General features: G+C 72.1%; 20 protein-coding genes. 11 read left to right on the top strand and 9 right to left on the bottom strand.

Annotated elements, in window-relative coordinates:
• Positions 1-155 precede the first annotated feature (155 nt).
• Positions 156-1,100, bottom strand: coding sequence for a tellurite resistance/C4-dicarboxylate transporter family protein (locus AC061S_RS38540; RefSeq protein ID WP_478690532.1), 945 nt, complete (start codon positions 1,098-1,100; stop codon positions 156-158).
• Positions 1,101-1,410: 310 nt separating this feature from the next.
• On the opposite strand from AC061S_RS38540, the gene AC061S_RS38535 reads away from it, so the two are divergent.
• The 10 genes from AC061S_RS38535 (at position 1,411) to AC061S_RS38490 (ending at position 11,172) form a co-directional block, all read left to right on the top strand.
• Positions 1,411-2,379, top strand: a complete 969-nt coding sequence (locus tag AC061S_RS38535; RefSeq protein WP_478690531.1) for an urea transporter — start codon at positions 1,411-1,413, stop codon at positions 2,377-2,379.
• Positions 2,380-2,410: 31 nt separating this feature from the next.
• Positions 2,411-2,716 carry an urease subunit gamma gene (locus tag AC061S_RS38530; RefSeq protein ID WP_243332378.1) on the top strand — a complete coding sequence of 102 codons (306 nt, stop codon included), beginning with the start codon at positions 2,411-2,413 and terminating at the stop codon, positions 2,714-2,716.
• A 120-nt stretch (positions 2,717-2,836) separates the two neighbouring features.
• Positions 2,837-3,613 carry a sirohydrochlorin chelatase gene (locus AC061S_RS38525; RefSeq protein WP_478690530.1) on the top strand — a complete coding sequence of 259 codons (777 nt, stop codon included), beginning with the start codon at positions 2,837-2,839 and terminating at the stop codon, positions 3,611-3,613.
• Between the two features lie 23 nt (positions 3,614-3,636).
• Positions 3,637-4,149, top strand: a complete 513-nt coding sequence (locus AC061S_RS38520; RefSeq protein ID WP_478690529.1) for an urease subunit beta — start codon at positions 3,637-3,639, stop codon at positions 4,147-4,149.
• Positions 4,150-4,151: 2 nt separating this feature from the next.
• The gene (ureC, locus tag AC061S_RS38515; protein WP_478690528.1) at positions 4,152-5,876 is read left to right on the top strand and encodes an urease subunit alpha; all 1,725 of its coding nucleotides are present in this window, start codon (positions 4,152-4,154) and stop codon (positions 5,874-5,876) included.
• A complete protein-coding gene (locus tag AC061S_RS38510; RefSeq protein WP_478690527.1) occupies positions 5,873-6,634 on the top strand; it encodes an urease accessory protein UreF in 762 nt (253 codons plus the stop codon). The genes ureC and AC061S_RS38510 overlap by 4 nt, the downstream gene beginning before the upstream one ends.
• 62 nt (positions 6,635-6,696) lie before the next feature.
• A complete protein-coding gene (gene ureG, locus AC061S_RS38505; protein ID WP_478690526.1) occupies positions 6,697-7,320 on the top strand; it encodes an urease accessory protein UreG in 624 nt (207 codons plus the stop codon).
• Positions 7,321-7,325: 5 nt separating this feature from the next.
• The gene (locus AC061S_RS38500; RefSeq protein WP_478690533.1) at positions 7,326-8,339 is read left to right on the top strand and encodes an urease accessory protein UreD; all 1,014 of its coding nucleotides are present in this window, start codon (positions 7,326-7,328) and stop codon (positions 8,337-8,339) included.
• 47 nt (positions 8,340-8,386) lie between these two features.
• The gene (locus AC061S_RS38495; protein ID WP_478690525.1) at positions 8,387-9,763 is read left to right on the top strand and encodes an ammonium transporter; all 1,377 of its coding nucleotides are present in this window, start codon (positions 8,387-8,389) and stop codon (positions 9,761-9,763) included.
• Positions 9,760-11,172 carry an ammonium transporter gene (locus AC061S_RS38490; protein ID WP_478690524.1) on the top strand — a complete coding sequence of 471 codons (1,413 nt, stop codon included), beginning with the start codon at positions 9,760-9,762 and terminating at the stop codon, positions 11,170-11,172. Before AC061S_RS38495 ends, AC061S_RS38490 begins: the two co-directional genes overlap by 4 nt.
• Positions 11,173-11,248: 76 nt before the next feature.
• On the opposite strand, the gene AC061S_RS38485 is transcribed toward AC061S_RS38490, so the two are convergent.
• The 5 genes from AC061S_RS38485 to AC061S_RS38465 all read right to left on the bottom strand — a co-directional run bounded on the left by AC061S_RS38485 (position 11,249) and on the right by AC061S_RS38465 (position 14,452).
• A complete protein-coding gene (locus AC061S_RS38485; protein ID WP_478690523.1) occupies positions 11,249-11,776 on the bottom strand; it encodes a universal stress protein in 528 nt (175 codons plus the stop codon).
• 156 nt (positions 11,777-11,932) lie between these two features.
• Positions 11,933-12,547, bottom strand: a complete 615-nt coding sequence (locus AC061S_RS38480) for an RraA family protein (RefSeq protein ID WP_478690522.1) — start codon at positions 12,545-12,547, stop codon at positions 11,933-11,935.
• A 64-nt stretch (positions 12,548-12,611) separates the two neighbouring features.
• Entirely contained in the window at positions 12,612-12,827 is a 216-nt protein-coding gene (locus AC061S_RS38475) for a cation transporter (protein ID WP_478690521.1), read from the bottom strand.
• Positions 12,824-13,861, bottom strand: coding sequence for an urease accessory protein UreH domain-containing protein (locus AC061S_RS38470; RefSeq protein WP_478690520.1), 1,038 nt, complete (start codon positions 13,859-13,861; stop codon positions 12,824-12,826). Before AC061S_RS38470 ends, AC061S_RS38475 begins: the two co-directional genes overlap by 4 nt.
• A 93-nt stretch (positions 13,862-13,954) precedes the next feature.
• Positions 13,955-14,452 (bottom strand): hypothetical protein, encoded by a 498-nt coding sequence (locus AC061S_RS38465; protein ID WP_478690519.1) that lies wholly within the window; start codon positions 14,450-14,452, stop codon positions 13,955-13,957.
• A 198-nt stretch (positions 14,453-14,650) separates the two neighbouring features.
• Between AC061S_RS38465 and AC061S_RS38460 the strand changes: the two genes are divergently transcribed.
• Positions 14,651-15,091 (top strand): hypothetical protein, encoded by a 441-nt coding sequence (locus AC061S_RS38460; protein ID WP_478690518.1) that lies wholly within the window; start codon positions 14,651-14,653, stop codon positions 15,089-15,091.
• Between the two features lie 308 nt (positions 15,092-15,399).
• Here the strand turns inward: AC061S_RS38460 and rpsN are convergent, their stop codons facing one another.
• The 3 genes from rpsN to AC061S_RS38445 form a co-directional block, all read right to left on the bottom strand.
• On the bottom strand, positions 15,400-15,705 hold the full coding sequence (rpsN, locus tag AC061S_RS38455) for a 30S ribosomal protein S14 (RefSeq protein ID WP_478690517.1): 306 nt from the start codon (positions 15,703-15,705) through the stop codon (positions 15,400-15,402).
• Positions 15,705-15,941 (bottom strand): 50S ribosomal protein L28, encoded by a 237-nt coding sequence (rpmB, locus tag AC061S_RS38450; RefSeq protein ID WP_478690516.1) that lies wholly within the window; start codon positions 15,939-15,941, stop codon positions 15,705-15,707. Before rpmB ends, rpsN begins: the two co-directional genes overlap by 1 nt.
• A 111-nt stretch (positions 15,942-16,052) precedes the next feature.
• Positions 16,053-16,403: a hypothetical protein gene (locus AC061S_RS38445; protein WP_478690515.1), complete on the bottom strand. Its 351-nt coding sequence runs from the start codon at positions 16,401-16,403 to the stop codon at positions 16,053-16,055.
• Positions 16,404-16,572 lie beyond the last annotated feature (169 nt).

The following is a 16,572-nucleotide window of genomic DNA, read 5'->3' as shown; positions in this document are numbered from 1 at the left end:
GCCGTGAAGCGAAGCCTCAAGCAGATCCAGTACCGACCACACCTCGTCGACGGATGCCTCGCAGGAACCGGTCTGATCATGGACGACTGACCACGATCAACCCGACATCACCCAATCAAGTTCAGTAACCAGGCCGGGAATCCGGGCTCCTCCGCTCACTTTCGCAGCCGGGGCCCGCGGTCCGCGAGGAGGGCGACGAAGGTCAGCACCCACGCCCCGACCGCCACCCAGAGCAGCACCGTGCCGAGGGGCCGCAGCCACTCCACCCCGGTCGGGGCGGCCGCCGCGAGGCAGGCGGTCGCCGTCATGCCGAGGGGGAAGACGCTCGACCAGCGCCGGATGTCGTAGCGGGGGCGCGGCCGGACCGCTTCGGCGGCGAGGAGCACGGCGTACCAGGCCAAGGAGAGGCCGAGGGCCGCCAGGGTGGCGGTACGCAGCCCCTCGTGCGCCCATCCCGTCCACAGCGGTGACGCCGTGAGCCCCGAGCCGGCGAGGGCGGTGATGGAGAGCGCGCCGCCGGCCACCCAGTGGTCGCCCGCACCCGAGACGACCTGGCGGAAGTCGAAGCGCACGAGGGACTCCGCGTAGAGCAGCAGCCCCAGGCAGAAGGCGGCCAGCGCGGCACGGCCGAGCCAGTCGCGGCCGGTGGCGGCGGCCAGGGTGCCCGCCAGGACGGCGAGCCCCTGGGTGGCCACGCAGACGAGGAAGGCGGCACCGGGCATCCGGTAGCCCCAGTGCCGCAGTACGGCGACCAGCAGCCCCGGCCAGAGCGCGGCGGCCAGCACCAGCAGCCCGAGGGCCACGGGCTGCCATCCGAGGAGGGAGAGCCGGGTGCCGAGCACGGTCGTGGCGGCCACGGCGGTGAGGGCCGCCGGGGTGTCGGCCTCGGCGCGAAACCGTCGGCGGTCGCCCAGGAGCCGGGCGGTGAAGTCGGCGGCGAGGACGAGCCACAGCGCGGCGGAGACGGCCAGCGCGGCGATCGACAGCGCGTCCCGGCCGATCAGGTGCAGGCCGGCCGAGATGATCCCGGCCGCCATGACGGCGGCGCCGGCTGCCGGCGACAGCTCGGACCACCATCGGGCACCCGCAATGACTCGCACCCCGCCAAGGGACACCACCGTTCCGGGTCCGGCCGCTTCGGCGCGCCATCACGGCGGCGGCGATGACCCTTCCGGGCGCGCCGAACGGCCTCTCCCGCACCCTCCGATATTCGATCTTCAGATTTTATTTCCATTCATGGGAATGGGAATGACGAACACATTTATGACAACCCGGTCGCATTCTCCCGCCTCCCCCGACACGCCCAACCCCAGGCGGAATTACTCCGATTCACCGGTACTGTCATCGTCAACGCACCGCCGATTCACGGGCCCTTCGGGGCCCTCTCTTTTTTGCACACAGGAGAATGAAATGCAGGCCTTGGCAACGGAGCCCGCACGCCAGGCTCCTCCCGCCCAACCGGCGAGCTTCATCCAGGAAGTTCTACGCGGCGTCGCCCAGGTCGATTTCATGCCGAACGCGATCACGGGCATCTTCTTCCTCGCCGCCCTCGCCGCCGCCGGCTGGCAGTACGCCCTCTACGGACTCCTCGGCGCGGTCGTCGGCACCGCCACCGCCTACGCGTTCGGCATCGACCGCGAAATCGTCTCGGCCGGACTGCGCGGCTTCAACGGCACCCTCGTCTCGCTCGGCTTCGCCGTCTTCCTCGGGTGGGACCACCTGTCCACCCTGCTGCTCGCGATCGGCGGCAGCATCACCGTGGTGGTCGTCACCTCGGCGCTGGCGACGGTCCTCGGCACCTGGAACATCCCCACGTTCACCGCGCCGTTCTGCATCATCGCGAGCGTCATGACCATCGCCGCGCCCAGCTTCTCCCGGGTGTGGCACACCGGCCCCGATCTGGCGGCGCTGCCGGGGGCCGCCGGCGGAACCACCGTGCTGGACTGGGGCCAGCTCTGGCGTGCCTTCTTCGCCAACGTCGGCCAGATCTTCTTCATGCCGCAGTGGTACGTCGGCCTGATCTTCCTCGCCGGCATCTTCGTGGCCAGCCGGGTCGCCGGGGTCATGGCCTGCGTCGGCAGCGTCACGGCCATCTTCGTCGCCTGGGCGATGGGTTCACCGGCCGAGGGCGTCTCGCAGGGGCTCATGGGCTACAGCAGCGTGTTGGTCGCGATGGCCCTGTGCGGCGTCTTCCTCGTGCGGTCCAACTGGAGCTTCGCGTTCGCCGTCCTGGGCGCGGCGGCGGCAACCGGGCTCACAGCCGCGATGACCGCCTTCTTCGCCCCGTTCGGCGGCCACACCTTCACCTGGCCGTTCGTCCTGACCACGATCGTCTTCGTCGCCGCCGTCCCCCAGATCCCCCGACTGCAACGGACCTGACACCACCTTGAGAGCCGAAAGTGAGTGACCGATGAATCTCGCTCCCCGTGAGATGGACAAGCTCTGGATCTACGTCGTCGCCGACCTGGCCCGCAAGCGGCGGGACCGGGGCGTCAAGCTCAACTACAGCGAGGCCTGCGCCCTCATCAGCGAGGGCATCCTCGAAGGCGCCCGCGACGGCAGGACCGTCGCCGAGTGCATGGAGCTCGGCAAGCAGATCGTCTCCGCCGCCGATGTCATGAAGGGCGTACGGGAGATGCTGCCTCTGCTCCAGGTCGAGGCCGCCTTCGTGGACGGCACCAAGCTGGTCTCCTGCCACGACCCCGTCGGCGCCTGAGCGGTGGCGGCCATCGCACCCGAACGGCCCGAACGGCCCGAACGGCCCGGCCGGGCAACGGAATCGGCGGCTACGGTCATCCGGGCCGGCGGTCACGAGGGTGGCTCCGCGGCAGGTGCCGTGCACCCCGGCCGGCCGCTGGCCGAAGCCGTGCGCGCGGCGCTCGCCGCCTCGCCCGAGCCGGTGTGCGTGGTCCCGATGACGCTGGGACGCGACCCCGGTCTGATCGCCGACTGCGCCCGCGCCCTGCGCTGGTCGAGCCGGGAGGAGGGGCCCGGGCGGCTCGTGCTGGCGCCCCCCTTCGCCACCGTGGACCACCTGACCGCGTGGCTCCGTACCGCCGCCCTCAAGGCGGTGCGCGAGGCCCCCGACACCTCTGCCGTCCTGGTCACCGCACCCGCGGCGAGTCCCTTCGAGGACGCCGATCTGTTCCGGGTGGCCCGGCTGGTGCGCCAGTACGGGCACCACCGGTGGGTCGAGGTGGCCTTCGACGGCGGTGACCCGGACCTGGCGGAGGGGGCGGAGCGCTGCCGCCGTCTCGGCGCGGGCCACGTCTCTCTGGTCCGGGCCGCGTTCGCCCCGCCCGCCGGGCTCCCGGCCGGGGTCGTGGACACCGGTCCGCTGCTGTCCGACGCGGCGATCACCGAGGTCGTACGGGCCCGCGCGCAGGAGGCGCTGCACCGGCTGGCCCACGGGCAGGACGGCGTGGCCGAGGGCCTGGACGCCGAGCACGGGCACGGGTACGCGCACTCCCACGGCCCGGGCGGCGACCACGACCACGCGGACCCGGACGCACACCACACGCACGCGCACGCCCACACATCTGGCGAGAGCCACCGCCGCGCGGACGGCCACGGTCACGGTCACGGCCACCCGCACGGCCATTCCCCCCACTGATCCGAAGGAAGGGAAGTACCACCATGTCAGGTGGCGTCTCATACCTCTACGGCGAAGGCACCGTGGAGATCAACGCCGGCCGCCGCAAGGCCAAGGTCACCGTCTCCAACACCGGTGACCGCGCCATCCAGGTCGGCTCGCACTACCACTTCTTCGAGGTCAACCGAGCCCTCGACTTCGACCGCAACGCCGCCTACGGCATGCACCTCGACCTCCCCGCCGGCACCGGCGTCCGCTTCGAGCCGGGCGACACCCGCGAGGTCGCACTCACCGCGTACAGCGGCCACGGCCGGCTGATCGGTTTCAGTTCGCTGACCAACGGCGGTCTCGGCTCCACCGACACCCGCGTCCGCGCCATGAACCGGGCCGTCGAGCTCGGATTCCTGGGAGCCCGGGCCGAGTCGGCGCAGCAGGCCGCGGCCGCTCAGGCGGCCGCGCCGGCCACGGAGCCCGCGGCGAAGCCGGCCGCCTCGAAGCCCGCCGCCAAGCCCGCGGCCGCCAAGAAGTCCAAGTCCTCCAAGAAGGGCGACAAGTAGAGATGGCTGTCCTGAGCCGCAAGCAGTACACCGACCTGTTCGGGCCGACCGTCGGCGACCGCTTCCACCTGGCGGACACCAACCTGATCGTCGAGGTCGAGAAGGACCACAACGAGGGCCACTACGGCGACGAGGCCGTCTACGGCGGCGGCAAGGGCATCCGCGACGGCATGGCGCAGGACCCGCAGGCCACGAGCCTCCAGGGGGCTCTGGACCTGGTCATCACCAACGTGGTGGTCATGGACGCGGTCCTGGGCGTGGTCAAGGGCGACCTCGGCATCAAGGACGGGTTCATCGCGGGTCTCGGCAAGTCCGGCAACCCGCACACCCAGTCCGGTGTCCACCCGAAGCTGGTCATCGGGCCCGGCACCGAGGTCATCTCCGGCGAGCACATGATCGCCACGGCCGGCGGCATCGACAGCCACATCCACTTCATCTCCCCGCAGCAGGCCGAGCACGGCCTGTCCAACGGCATCACCACCCTCATCGGCGGCGGCACCGGCCCCTCCGACGGCACCAACGGCACCACGTGCACCCCGGGTCCGTGGAACATCGGCCGCATGTACCAGGCGTCCGAGGACCTGCCGGTCAACGTCGGCCTGCTGGGCAAGGGCAACGGCTCGCTGCCGGAAGCGCTGATCGAGCAGGTCGAGGCGGGCGTCTGCGGCCTGAAGGTGCACGAGGACTGGGGCACCACCCCGGCCGCGCTGAGCCGGGCCCTCGACGTGGCCGACGCCTACGACGTGCAGGTCGCGGTGCACACCGACACCCTGAACGAGTCCGGCTTCTTCGAGGACACCCGCTCGGCCATCGACGGGCGCACCATCCACACCTTCCACACCGAGGGCGCGGGCGGCGGTCACGCCCCCGACATCATGCGGGTGGCCGGCGAGCCCAACGTCCTGCCGTCCTCCACCAACCCGACGCTGCCGTACACGGTGAACTCGGTCGACGAGCTGCTCGACATGGTGATGGTCTGCCACCACCTGTCGCACGACATCCCCGAGGACGTCTCCTTCGCGGACTCGCGGGTGCGCGCCGAGACGATCGCCGCCGAGACCGTGCTGCACGACGAGGGGGTCATCTCGATCTTCTCCTCCGACTCCCAGGCCATGGGCCGCATCGGCGAGTCCTGGACCCGCGCCTTCCAGACCGCGCACCACTGCAAGGACCAGCGCGGCAAGCTCGACGGCGACACCGAGCGCAACGACAACTTCCGCGCCCTGCGCTACCTCGCCAAGATCACGATCAACCCGGCGATCGCCACGGGCACCGCCGAGCACATCGGCTCCCTGGAGACGGGCAAGCTCGCCGACGTCGTGCTGTGGCCGATCGGCTCCTTCGCCGCCAAGCCGAAGATGGTCATCAAGGGCGGACTGATCAACTGGGCGCTGATGGGTGACCCGAACGCCTCGCTCCCGACCCCGCAACCGGTCTACTACCGGCCGATGTTCGGCGCCTACGGCAAGGCCAAGCAGGCGACCCGGGTCTCCTTCATGTCGCAGGCCGCGATCGACCTCGGCGTACCGCAGAAGCTGGGCCTGGACAGCAGGGTCCTGCCGGTCAGGCACTGCCGCAGCGTCGGCAAGCAGCACATGGTCCGCAACGACGCCCTTCCGGTCATCACCGTCGATCCGGAAACCTACAAGGTCACCCTCGACGGGGTGCCGGCCACCATCGAGCCGGCCCGCGAACTGCCCCTGAACCACCTGTTCTACCTGGCATGAGCACTGCCGTGAACACCGCGGCCGTGAACACCGCGGCCGTGAACACCGCGGCCGGAGACACCGCGGCCGTGACGCCCGTACAGACCCTGCTGGTCAGCCTCCAGCTCACCGACTCGGCCTTCCCCAGCGGCTTCTACACCCTCTCCCACGGCCTGGAGGGCTACGCCCAGGCCAAGGCCGTGACCCCCGAGGGCGTACCGGCGCTGCTGGCCGACCTGCTGCGGCATTCGGTGGGGCCTTCCGACGCCACCGCGCTGGCGCTGGCCCACCGGGCCGCGCTGGCCGGTGACTGGGACGCCCTGGCCGAGACCGACCAGCGGCTGAGCGCGGCCAAGCTGAACGAGGGGCTGCGCCGCGCCGCCACCCGTACCGGCCGCCAGTTGCTGGACCTCGCCCGCGAGTGCGTCGGCGGGGAGCCGCTCGAACGGTACGCGGAGCTCGTGGCCGCGAAGCGGGCCCCCGGTTCACAGGCCGTGGCCGCCGGTGTCGCGTACGCGGCCGCCGGCGTCGCGGCCGAACAGGCCGTCGTGAGCGACCTGTTCGCCTACTCCGCCAGCTTCACCGGGGCCGCACTGCGGCTGCGGCTCACCGACCACCGCAAGGCCCAGGTGGTGCTGCGCGGGATCGCACCCGTCATCGAGGAGGTGGCGGGGGCGGCACTGCGCCGCGAACTCGCCGATCTCGGCGGGTGCGTTCCGATGGCCGATGTGATGTCGGGCCGTCACGAGCGGGCCGAGGCACGCCTGTTCGCCACATAGACCACTGCCCCGATCCCACTCCCTTTCGCCAAGCTGTCCTTTACTTGAGGTGTGTGACTTTGATGACCGAGGACAACGTCCTGCGCGTCGGCGTCGGCGGCCCCGTCGGCTCCGGCAAGACGGCGCTGATCGAGGCTCTGGTGCCGGTGCTCATCGCGCGCGGCCACCGGCCCGCCGTGATCACGAACGACATCTACACCCAGGAGGACGCCCGCCAGGTCCGCCGCACCCTGGCCGGGGTGCTCGACCCCGAGCGCGTCGTGGGCGTGGAGACCGGCGCGTGCCCGCACACCGCCGTGCGCGACGACCCGACGATGAACCTGGCCGCGGGCGCCGAGATGCTGGAACGGTTCCCCGATGTCGACACCCTGCTCTACGAGTCGGGGGGCGACAACCTGACCCTCACGTTCAGTCCGGTCCTGGTCGACCTCTTCCTCTTCGTCCTGGACACCGCCGAGGGCGAGAAGATGCCCCGCAAGCGCGGTCCGGGCATCACCGAGTCCGACATGCTCGTGATCAACAAGATCGACATCGCCCAGTACGTCCGCTGCGACGTCAACGTCATGGAGTCCGACGCGCACCGCGTGCGCGAGGGGCGCCCCGTGGTCCTGACCAACTGCCTCACCGGGCAGGGCCTGGAGGACGTGGCCAACTTCATCGAGTCCTTCCGCCGGGTGCCGGCGTGAGCGTCGTGGCGGACCCGCCCCACACTCCGCCCCACGCTCCGCCCCGCGCCCTCCTGCCGCCCGCACGCCTGGAGGCGGCGCACTACGAACCGCCGCGCGTCCCCCTGGAGGTCCTGCGGCACTCCTCGGTGCCCGACACCCTCGGTGTCGGGCGCCCCGGCAAGGTCGGCCTGCTGGAGCTGGGCTTCGAGCGGGTCGGCGGGCGCACGGAGCTGGTGCGGCACTACCAGAAGTCCCCGCTCCAGATCATGCGGCCTCTCTACTTCGACCCGCACCGCCCCGACCTGCCCGTCACCTTCCTGATGTCCACGGGCGGCGGGGTCGTCCAGGCCGACCGGCTGCGCACCGACCTGTCCTTCGGCCCGGGCACCTCGGGGCACGTCACCACCCAGGCGGCCACCAAGGTCTACCGGATGGAGCACGATTACGCCGCCCTGCAGACCTTCCTGACCGTCGGCCCGGACGCGTACGTCGAATACCTGCCGGACCCGGTCATCCCCTACGTCGACTCCCGCTTCTACCAGCGCACGGTGATCACCGCCGACCCCACGGCCACCGTGCTGGTGAGCGAGACCGTCCTGGCCGGCCGGCTCGCGCACGGCGAGCGCAACGCCTACCAGGTCTTCGCCTCCGACTTCGAACTGCGTCGGCCGGGCGGTGAGTTGGTGGCCCTGGACACCGTACGACTGGAACCGGGCGGGGCCGAGGGGGTCGGCGGCCACCGCGTGGGCGGCTGCGCCGTCAACGGACCTGCCGTGCTGGCCGGCCGGTCCGTGATGGCCTGCTTCTTCGCCGTCAGCCCGCTCGTCCCCGCCCGCGAGCTCGCCGACCTGCTGCACGCAACCCTGGCCGGCCGCGGACTCCCGTACGGAGTCAGCGTGCTGCCGCAGGACTGCGGGGCCTGGGTACGGGTGCTCGGCGACCACACCGAGGCCGTGACCCGGGCGCTCGGGGCCGTCTGGGACGCGGTGCGGCGCAGGCTGATCGGCGTACCCGCCCCGGACCTGCGCAAGACCTGAACTCGCCTCACCCTCGCTCCCGTTCACGACCAGAGAGAGCTCCGCACATGCCCAGTGGCTACGACACGGGTAATACCGCCTGGATGATGGCGAGCACCGCCATGGTGCTGCTGATGACCCCGGGCCTCGCCTTCTTCTACGGGGGCATGGTCAAGACCAAGCACGTGCTGGTGATGCTCAAGATGAGCTTCGCCTGCCTCTCGCTGGTGACCATCCTGTGGGTCGCGGTCGGTTACTCCCTCGCCTTCGGCAAGGATGCCGGCGGCGGCATGATCGGCAATCTCGACCACGCCTTCTTCCGGGGCATCGGGATGGACTCCCTGCACGGCTCCATCCCGACGGTGATCTTCGCCTGCTTCCAGATGTCCTTCGCGATCATCACGGTGGCGCTGATCAGCGGCTCGATCGCGGGCCGCGCCACCATGAAGGGGTGGCTGGTCTTCGTCGTCGCCTGGACCATGCTGGTCTACGTGCCCACCGCGCACTGGGTGTTCGCGCCCGACGGCTGGATCAACAAGTCCCTGGGCGCGCTCGACTACGCGGGCGGCCTGCCCGTCGAGCTCAGCTCGGGGGCCTCGGGGCTCGCGGTGGCCATCGTGCTGCGCAAGCGCAAGGACTTCGAGCGCGAGACGATCCGCCCGCACAACCTGCCCCTGGTCATCATCGGTCTGGCGCTTCTGTGGTTCGGCTGGTTCGGTTTCAACGCGGGCTCCGCGCTCCAGGTCGAGGGCAGCGCGCCGACCACGTTCTTCAACACCCAACTGGCAGCCGCGGGCGCCATGATCGGCTGGCCGATCATCGAGAAGTGGCGGCTGGGCCACGTGGAGATGATGGGTGTGGCCTCCGCGGCGGTCGCCGGCATGGTGGCCATCACGCCGGCCTGCGGCGAAGTGTCCCCGCTCGGCGCGCTGATCATCGGCTTCACCGCCGGTGTGGTGTGCTGCTTCGCCATCAACATGAAGTTCAAGATCGGCGTCGACGACACCCTCGACGTGGTCGGCGTGCACGGCTGGGGCGGCATCGTCGGCGTGCTCTCCATCGGCTTCTTCGCGACGGCCGCGATGAGCGGCAAGAAGGGCCTCTTCTACGGGGGCGGCCTCGACCTGCTCTGGCGTCAGGCCGTCGCCGTCCTGGCCGTCGGCTCCTTCGCCTTCGTGATGACCTGGCTCATCGCCAAGGTGATCGACAAGGCCGTCGGCTTCCGCGCCTCCGAGGAGTACGAGAACGTACCCGGCCGCGAGGAGGAGGTCGCCTACGACAACGAGACCCTGGACGAGATCCGCGACCGGATCGGCGGAGCCGCGGCCGGGGCCCGCGAGCCCGCCGCGGTGGGCGCCTCCAAGGACGGGGCGGCGGAGCAGCAGGACGCCGCGCTGCTCGCCGAAATCGTATCCGTACTGGACCGACGAGAGCGTGACAAGTGACCCCGCACACGATTGCCGCGACCGCATCCGCGGTCTGGGCCGCACCGGCCGTCGCCGACTCCGGCAACGCGTCCTGGCTGATGATGGCCACGGCCCTGGTGCTGCTGATGGCTCCCGGAGTGGCCTTCTTCTACGGCGGCATGGTCCGCACGGGCCAGATCGTCGCCATGCTGAAGATGATCTTCTTCTGCATGGTGATCGTCACCGTGCTCTGGTTCGCGATCGGATACTCCCTGGCCTTCGGCCCCGATGCCGGCGGGCTCGGCGTCATCGGCACCCTCGACCACGCCTTCCTGCGCGGGATCGACGCACGGTCGCTGACCGGCTCGGTGCCCACGGTCACCTTCGTGGTCTTCCACCTGTCCTTCGCGGTCGTCACCGTGGCCCTGATCGCCGGATCCATCGCGGGCCGCGCGAAGATGGGCGGCTGGATCGCCTTCGTCATCGCCTGGACCCTGCTGGTCTACATCCCCATGGCGCACTGGGTGTTCGACCCGGCCGGCTGGGTCGCCGAGCAGCTCGGCGCCGTCGACTTCTCCGGCGGCACGGTCGTGGAGATCGGATCGGGGGCCGCCGGACTCGCCCTCGCCATCGTCGCGGGCAAGCGGGCGGATTTCGACCGCCAGGGCATCCGGCCGCACAACCTGCCGCTCGTGGTCATCGGCTTGTCGCTCATGTGGTTCGGCTGGTTCGGCTTCAACACCGGTTCCTCCCTGGAGACGCCGGGCGGCGCCGCGATGGCCTTCCTCAACAGCCAGCTCGCGGCGGGCGCGGCGATGGCCGGCTGGGCGGTGACCAGTTGGTGGCGCACCCGGCAGGTCGGCCTGCTCGACATGTGCATGGGCGCCGTCACGGGACTGGTCGCCATGACCCCGCTGGCCGGCGGGGTGAGCCCGGTGTGGGCCACCGTCATCGGCTTCCTCGCCGGGCTGAGCTGCGCGTTCGCGATCAGCTGGAAGTACCGGCTGGGAGTGGACGACACCCTGGACGTGGTGGGCATCCACGGCTGGGGCGGCATCGTCGGCATGGTCATGGCCGGCCTCTGCGCGACCGGGACCCTGACGGGCCACAAGGGCCTCTTCTACGGCGGCTCCTGGGACCTCCTGGGCAAGCAGCTCACCGCCACGGTGATCCTCGGCCTGTACTCGTTCGTGATGACCGCCCTGATCGGCAAGGCCATCGAGGTCACCATCGGGCTGCGCCAGCCCGGCGGAATGGTGGAGAAGGAGCAGGCCTACGCCGACGTCCTCTCCGACAATCTGGAGCAGCTGTCGACCGACGACTCCCGCGCCAAGGGCACCGCAGAGGAGCCGGAGAGCGCCTCCGCCCTGGTCGCCCGGCTGCGCGAGGTCCTGCTGACCGCCCCGCAGGGCGGGGGCGACCAGCAGGGCGGCGGCGACCGCGGCTGAGCACGGCCGCACATAGTGATCCGGCCCCGGCTCCGGCCGCGTTACGCGGCCGGGGCCGGGTCACGCCGCCGCCGGGTCATGCCGCCCGCCGGACCAGGTCTCCCGCGTCCAGGGGCCGCCGCCACACGATGCGGCGGCGTACGGCGTTCAGGTCGGCCCGCAGGTGACCGGGCGGCACGGCCAGGACCGGGCAGGGGGCGTGCGCCAGGCAGTACCGGGAGACCGAGGGCCGCAGCGCGCGCAGCAGGGGCCGACGCGGTCCCGTACCCACCACCAGCAGGTCTGCGGGGTCCCGGGCGGTGCCCACCAGGGCTGCGCCCGGGGTGCCCCGTACCGCCAGCCCGGCCAGGGTCACCGCCGCCGGTGAACCCCCGAAGGCGGTGTCGAGTACCTCCCGCAACCGCTCGACCGCCGCGTCCCGCGAGGCGGTGAGCAGCGGGGTCCCTCCCCCGCCGCGCCGGGCGCCCGGTCCGCCGAGCGGCGGCTGCCAGGCCAGTACGACCCACAGTTCCGCCTCCCGCGCCCGGGCCTCGGCGTGCGCCGCGTGCAATGCCGTCCGGCTCCCGAGGGATCCGTACACCCCCACCACGACTCGTCCCCGCAACGTGACCGTCCTCCCCGTCCGATGCTGCTCCGTCCCCTCAATGGAACGGCGGCGACGGGCCCTTCGGCCCTCCCCCGGCGGACTTCTGACGGAGCCCTGACGGGGGACGCGGCAGCACTGACGGATCCCCGACGCGGAGGCCCGGCGCAGGTGCGGTCAGCCGGTGAAGCCGAGGCCGTCCAGCGCCTTCTCGATGCGCGCGCGGTGCTGCTCCTCCCAGGCGTCCAGGGACTCCCCGGCCTCCTTGGCCAGCTTGTCCAGGGCGGCGCTCAGGATCTCCTCCCGCCGGGCGGCCGGGGTGACCACGATGCCCTCTTCGTCGGCGACCACGATGTCCCCGGGATGCACGGTCACTCCGCCGACCCGGACCGGGCCGCCGAGCGAGCCGAGCTTCTTCTTGCCTCCCGGGATGGCGATGACTCCGCGGGCGAAGACGGGGAAGCCCGCTTCGCGCACCTCCGCGAGGTCGCGCAGCAGCCCGTCGAGCACGAACGCGGCGATGCCCCGGCGCTGGGCGACGGCGCACACGTTGCCGCCGGCGAGCGCGTAGTCCAGATCGCCCGATTCGACGACGATGACCGAGCCGGGCTCGGCGCGGTAGATGGCCGCGTGCAGCATCAGGTTGTCCCCGGGCTCGCACCGCACCGTGTACGCGGGTCCCGCGACGCGCGGCGCGTCCCACAGCGGGCGGATGCCGATGTCCATGACCTGCTCGCGTCCCAGGAAGTCGGCGAGGGTGGTGGGCGGGAAGCCCTTGAAGCCGTATGGCATGTCGGTCCTTTTCTCACTGCCGGTTCTCCCGGGCCCGCCGGGCACCGAGATCGTAGGGCACGGATCACGGCGCGTGTTCCGCGGTGTAGCCCGCGGAGGCGATCGCCGCGATGACGGCGGCCGGGTCGACGAGCCGGTCCGTCTCGACGACGGTACGGCCCGTGCGGACGCTCGTCGCGCTGGCGACCACTCCCGCCAGCTCCTCCACCTCGTCGTCGATCAGCAGTCCGCAGCTGTTGCAGTGCATGCCGGTCACGGTGAACTCCATGCGGTCCTTCACGAGGTGCCCTCCTGGCTCTCGAAGGTGATCCGGCCGCCGTACATGCCCATGCCGCAGCTGTAGTCGAGCGTCCCCGGCGGCCGGGCACCCAGGTCGATTCCGGTGGTCCCGGTCGTGGGGAGGATCTCCTGCACGCCGAGGTCGGGGATGACGAAGGCGCGGACGCAGCCGCCCGTCCCCCGCGTGGCGACGACCAGGGTCGTGGGGACGCCTGCCGTGGCCGTGACGGCGGCCGGGGCGTAGGCGTTCGTACGGGCCTGGATGGTCACGGTCTGGGTGCCGTCCGGGTTGAGCACCACCGTCCCGGCCGCCGCCTCGACGGCGACGGCCGCCGGGGCGCCGGTGGGCCACCAGCCGCCGAGGCGCAGCCCGCTGCCGAGGGTCCACACCGCGACGAGCAGCACCACGACAGCGGTCGCCAGGGTCAGCCGCCCCTGCCACAGCCGGGCGGTGGAGCGCAGGAAGAAGCCGAGGGCGGCGAAGAGCGGCCCGGTCCCCAGGACGAAGCCGGCCATGACGGCCGCTCCCGCGAGCGGGCCGGCGGAGGTGACGGCGAGGAGCTCGACGCTCAGGGTCACCCCGCAGGGGATCAGCACGGTCAGGAAGCCGAGTACGGCCGGGGTGGTGACGGCCGTGGACCGGGCCGACCGGCGGACGCGCCGGCCCCAGGAGGCGGGCGTGCGCGGTACGAAGCGGCGTACCCCGCGCACTCCGAACATGTCGAGGGCGAACAGGACCATGAGGACGCCCGCGCACAGCATCAGCACGGCCCGGGTGCGCGGACCGGGCTGGACCGCGGCCCCGATCAGGCCGAGGGCGGCGCCGAGAAGGGTGTGGGAGAGGAGCTTGGCGCCGAGGAAGGCCCCGACGGGGGCGAAGAGGCCGCTGCGCCGCCACCTCTCCTCGGACCACTCGGTGGACCGGCGGCCGACGGCCCCGGCGAGCAGGCCTCCCTGGACGGCGGCGCAGGACGCGCCGCCGGCGAACAGACCGGTGGAGACACCGGTGACGAACAACGCGGTGGATGAAGCCATGGGGAACGGAACTCCCTGTACGTCGCGGCGGATCAGGACACGGCGAAGCACCCCGGCCGTCCGGCGTGCGGGCGGGTACGGGTGCGGGACCGGTCAGGTCCGGCTGACGCAGAGGGAGTCGAGATCGGGTGCTCTCGGGCGGGAGCATTCCGGGGGCGGCACGGGCCCCGTGTGGCCGTCGGCCACGGACTGGGTCCCCCAGGTGGCGGAACCGGCGAGCTCACCGGCCGGGCCGGCCGGCACGGTGGGCGCGTACGCGGAAGCCAGCGGGCAGTCCTGGCCGGAGGCCGAACAGCCCCCGTCGGTGCCCGCGCCCGCGCCGCTCTCCGGGCCCATGTCCATCACGGGCGTCCCGGCCGTCGCGGCCGTCCCACCCATCGCAGGCATCCCGGCCATCGCAGGCATCCCGGCCATCCCGCCCGTCCCGGCCATCGCGAGCGACCCGGTCAGCGGCGACCCGGTCATCCGCATGCCCGCCGCGTCCCCCGCGGGCGCGAGATGCGTGAACAGGCCCCCGCAGACGAGCAGCAGCACCGCCATAACGCCCGCGGCGACGGCCGAGGCGAGGCGAAGGGCGCGGATGGGCTGCATGGCCGTGATGCTACGACAGCCGTCCGGCCGCCCCCCGAACCGGGGCGGCGCTGCCCCGCACCGCACCGCCCGGCCCCGGCCAGCCCGGGCATCCGTCGCTCAGGCCGCTCCGCCATTACCGTGTGGCCATGGAGACCCACACCACCCCACGCGTGCAGTCCGCCGGCGTCCACACCGGCCGGGCCTGAGGCCCCGCCCGTGGACGCGCCCCCGCACGGCGCCTGGCTGCGCAGCGGCATCAGCCGGGACGGCGGCCCGCTCCGGGAGACCGAGCACGTCGTGTGGCTCCAGACCGGCACCCTCTACGCGGACAGCCGCGGGTTCGCCGGAACCACCTCGTACGACGGCACGCTGATCACCTTCCACCACGACGTCGGCTCCCCCGGCCACGACGTCGGAGTCCTGCGCCCCGACGGCAGGGGCCTGATCGAAACGGGCACCAACCTCGACGGCAGCACCTTCCTGGAGGTCTGGTCCCCGCTGCCGCACTCCGAGGGTCCCGCGGGCTGCTGGAGCGCCGCGGGCACCCAGACCGTGCGCGTGGGTGCCCACGTGGTGCACGTCGACGCCTCCGGCCACGGCACGCACCACGTCCTCCCGTCCTCCGGCGACGTCCCGCCGGCGGCTCAGCCGGGCTGACCCCCGCCCGCTGTCCGCGGCCCCTGCCGTACGGGCCCGGCCGCGGCCGAGCAGTTCGGCGAGGCCGCGCGGTCCTGCGGCCGCAGGACGTAGCCGGGGCGCAGGACCCAGACCAGACCAGGCCGGGCCGCCTAGCGGTTCGCAGCCCGGCTCCGCGGCGAGGCCGCGGCGGCGGTTCTCCGGGGCGGCTGCCCGGTCCCCGGCGGCCGTGCGGTTCCGCGCGGCCGGCGGGGACGACCAGCGTCACCCGCTCCTCGTACGCCTCGCGGAGCTCCGCGGCCAGGCGGTGGGCGAGCCCGTCGTCCCCGTCACCAGGAGGACTTGGTCACTCCCGGCAGGAAGCCGGCGTGCGCCTGTTCCCGCATCCGCACGCGGGACAGCCCGAACTTCCGCAGGTGCCCGCGCGGGCGCCCGTCCACGGCGTCCCGGTTGCGCACCCTCGTGGCGCTGGCATCGCGCGGCTGGCGCAGCAACTCCCCGAGCGCGGCGGCCCTTTCGGGCTCGGTCGAGGAGGGCCTGCGCAGTATCTCCTTCAACTCGGCGCGCCGTGGGGCGTACCGGGCGACGAGTTCCTTGCGCCTCTCGTTCTTGGCGATCTTCCCTCGCTTGGCCATCAGACCTTGACCCCCCGGGCGCGGATCCGGGCCACGGCGGCCTCGACGCCGATCACGTCGATCGTCTTGATCGCCTTGGCGCTGAGGGTGAGGCGGACGTGGCGCCCCTCGCCCGCCAGCCAGTAGCGCTTGTGCTGGATGTTCGGGTCGAAGCGGCGCGAGGTGCGGCGGTGCGAGTGGGAGATGCTCTTGCCGAAGCCGGGTTCGGCTCCGGTCAGCTGGCAGTGGGCGGACATGGCGTGGCCTGCCTCTCGCGACGGCCACCGGCCGCCGTATTGGAAATGGAAACCATTTCCATATAGTAGCCACACGGCGCACCGTGACATCGCGAGGGGGGTGTACGTACGTCAGTGGATGACGCTGAAGCTGCGCCAGGGCAGGGCCTCGGGGGCGGTGACGTTCGAGAGGGTCGTGCCGACGTAGGTGCCGTCGACCCGGTCGATCTTGCGGCAGTCTTCCGTCCGGTACAGGACGACGTCCACGAGGGTGTTGTTCTCCACGTGGGTCGCCCCCTTCGGCAGGGCGATCTTGTGGCAGCCCTTGACCGAGGTGTTGATGTAGCTCACCTCGAGCGGCGAGTCGTGGCCGCGGAATTCGAGCATCCCGACGGTGCTCCGGCCCAGGCCCGAGCAGGCGGTGGCCGTCAGCAGCAGCGCTGCCGTTCCCGCGATGATGCCGATACGCCTGCTGTGGGACATGGCGCGGTCCTCGTCTGTGCGGTGATGGCGGTCCTACGCACAGACTGCCCCGGCACGGCGCCCGCGGCTTCCGCTGCTCCGCCGTCCGGGTGAATCCGCCCCGCGGCGACGCACCGGGGGCCGCGGAGCCCACGGGCTCCGCCAGGGGGTCCGGGCCGGCCGCCGGTCA

It is taken from the genome of Streptomyces sp. CA189 (assembly GCF_056428985.1).
Note: the sequence above shows the minus strand (reverse complement) of the source record. Positions and strands in the feature narration are given on the sequence as shown.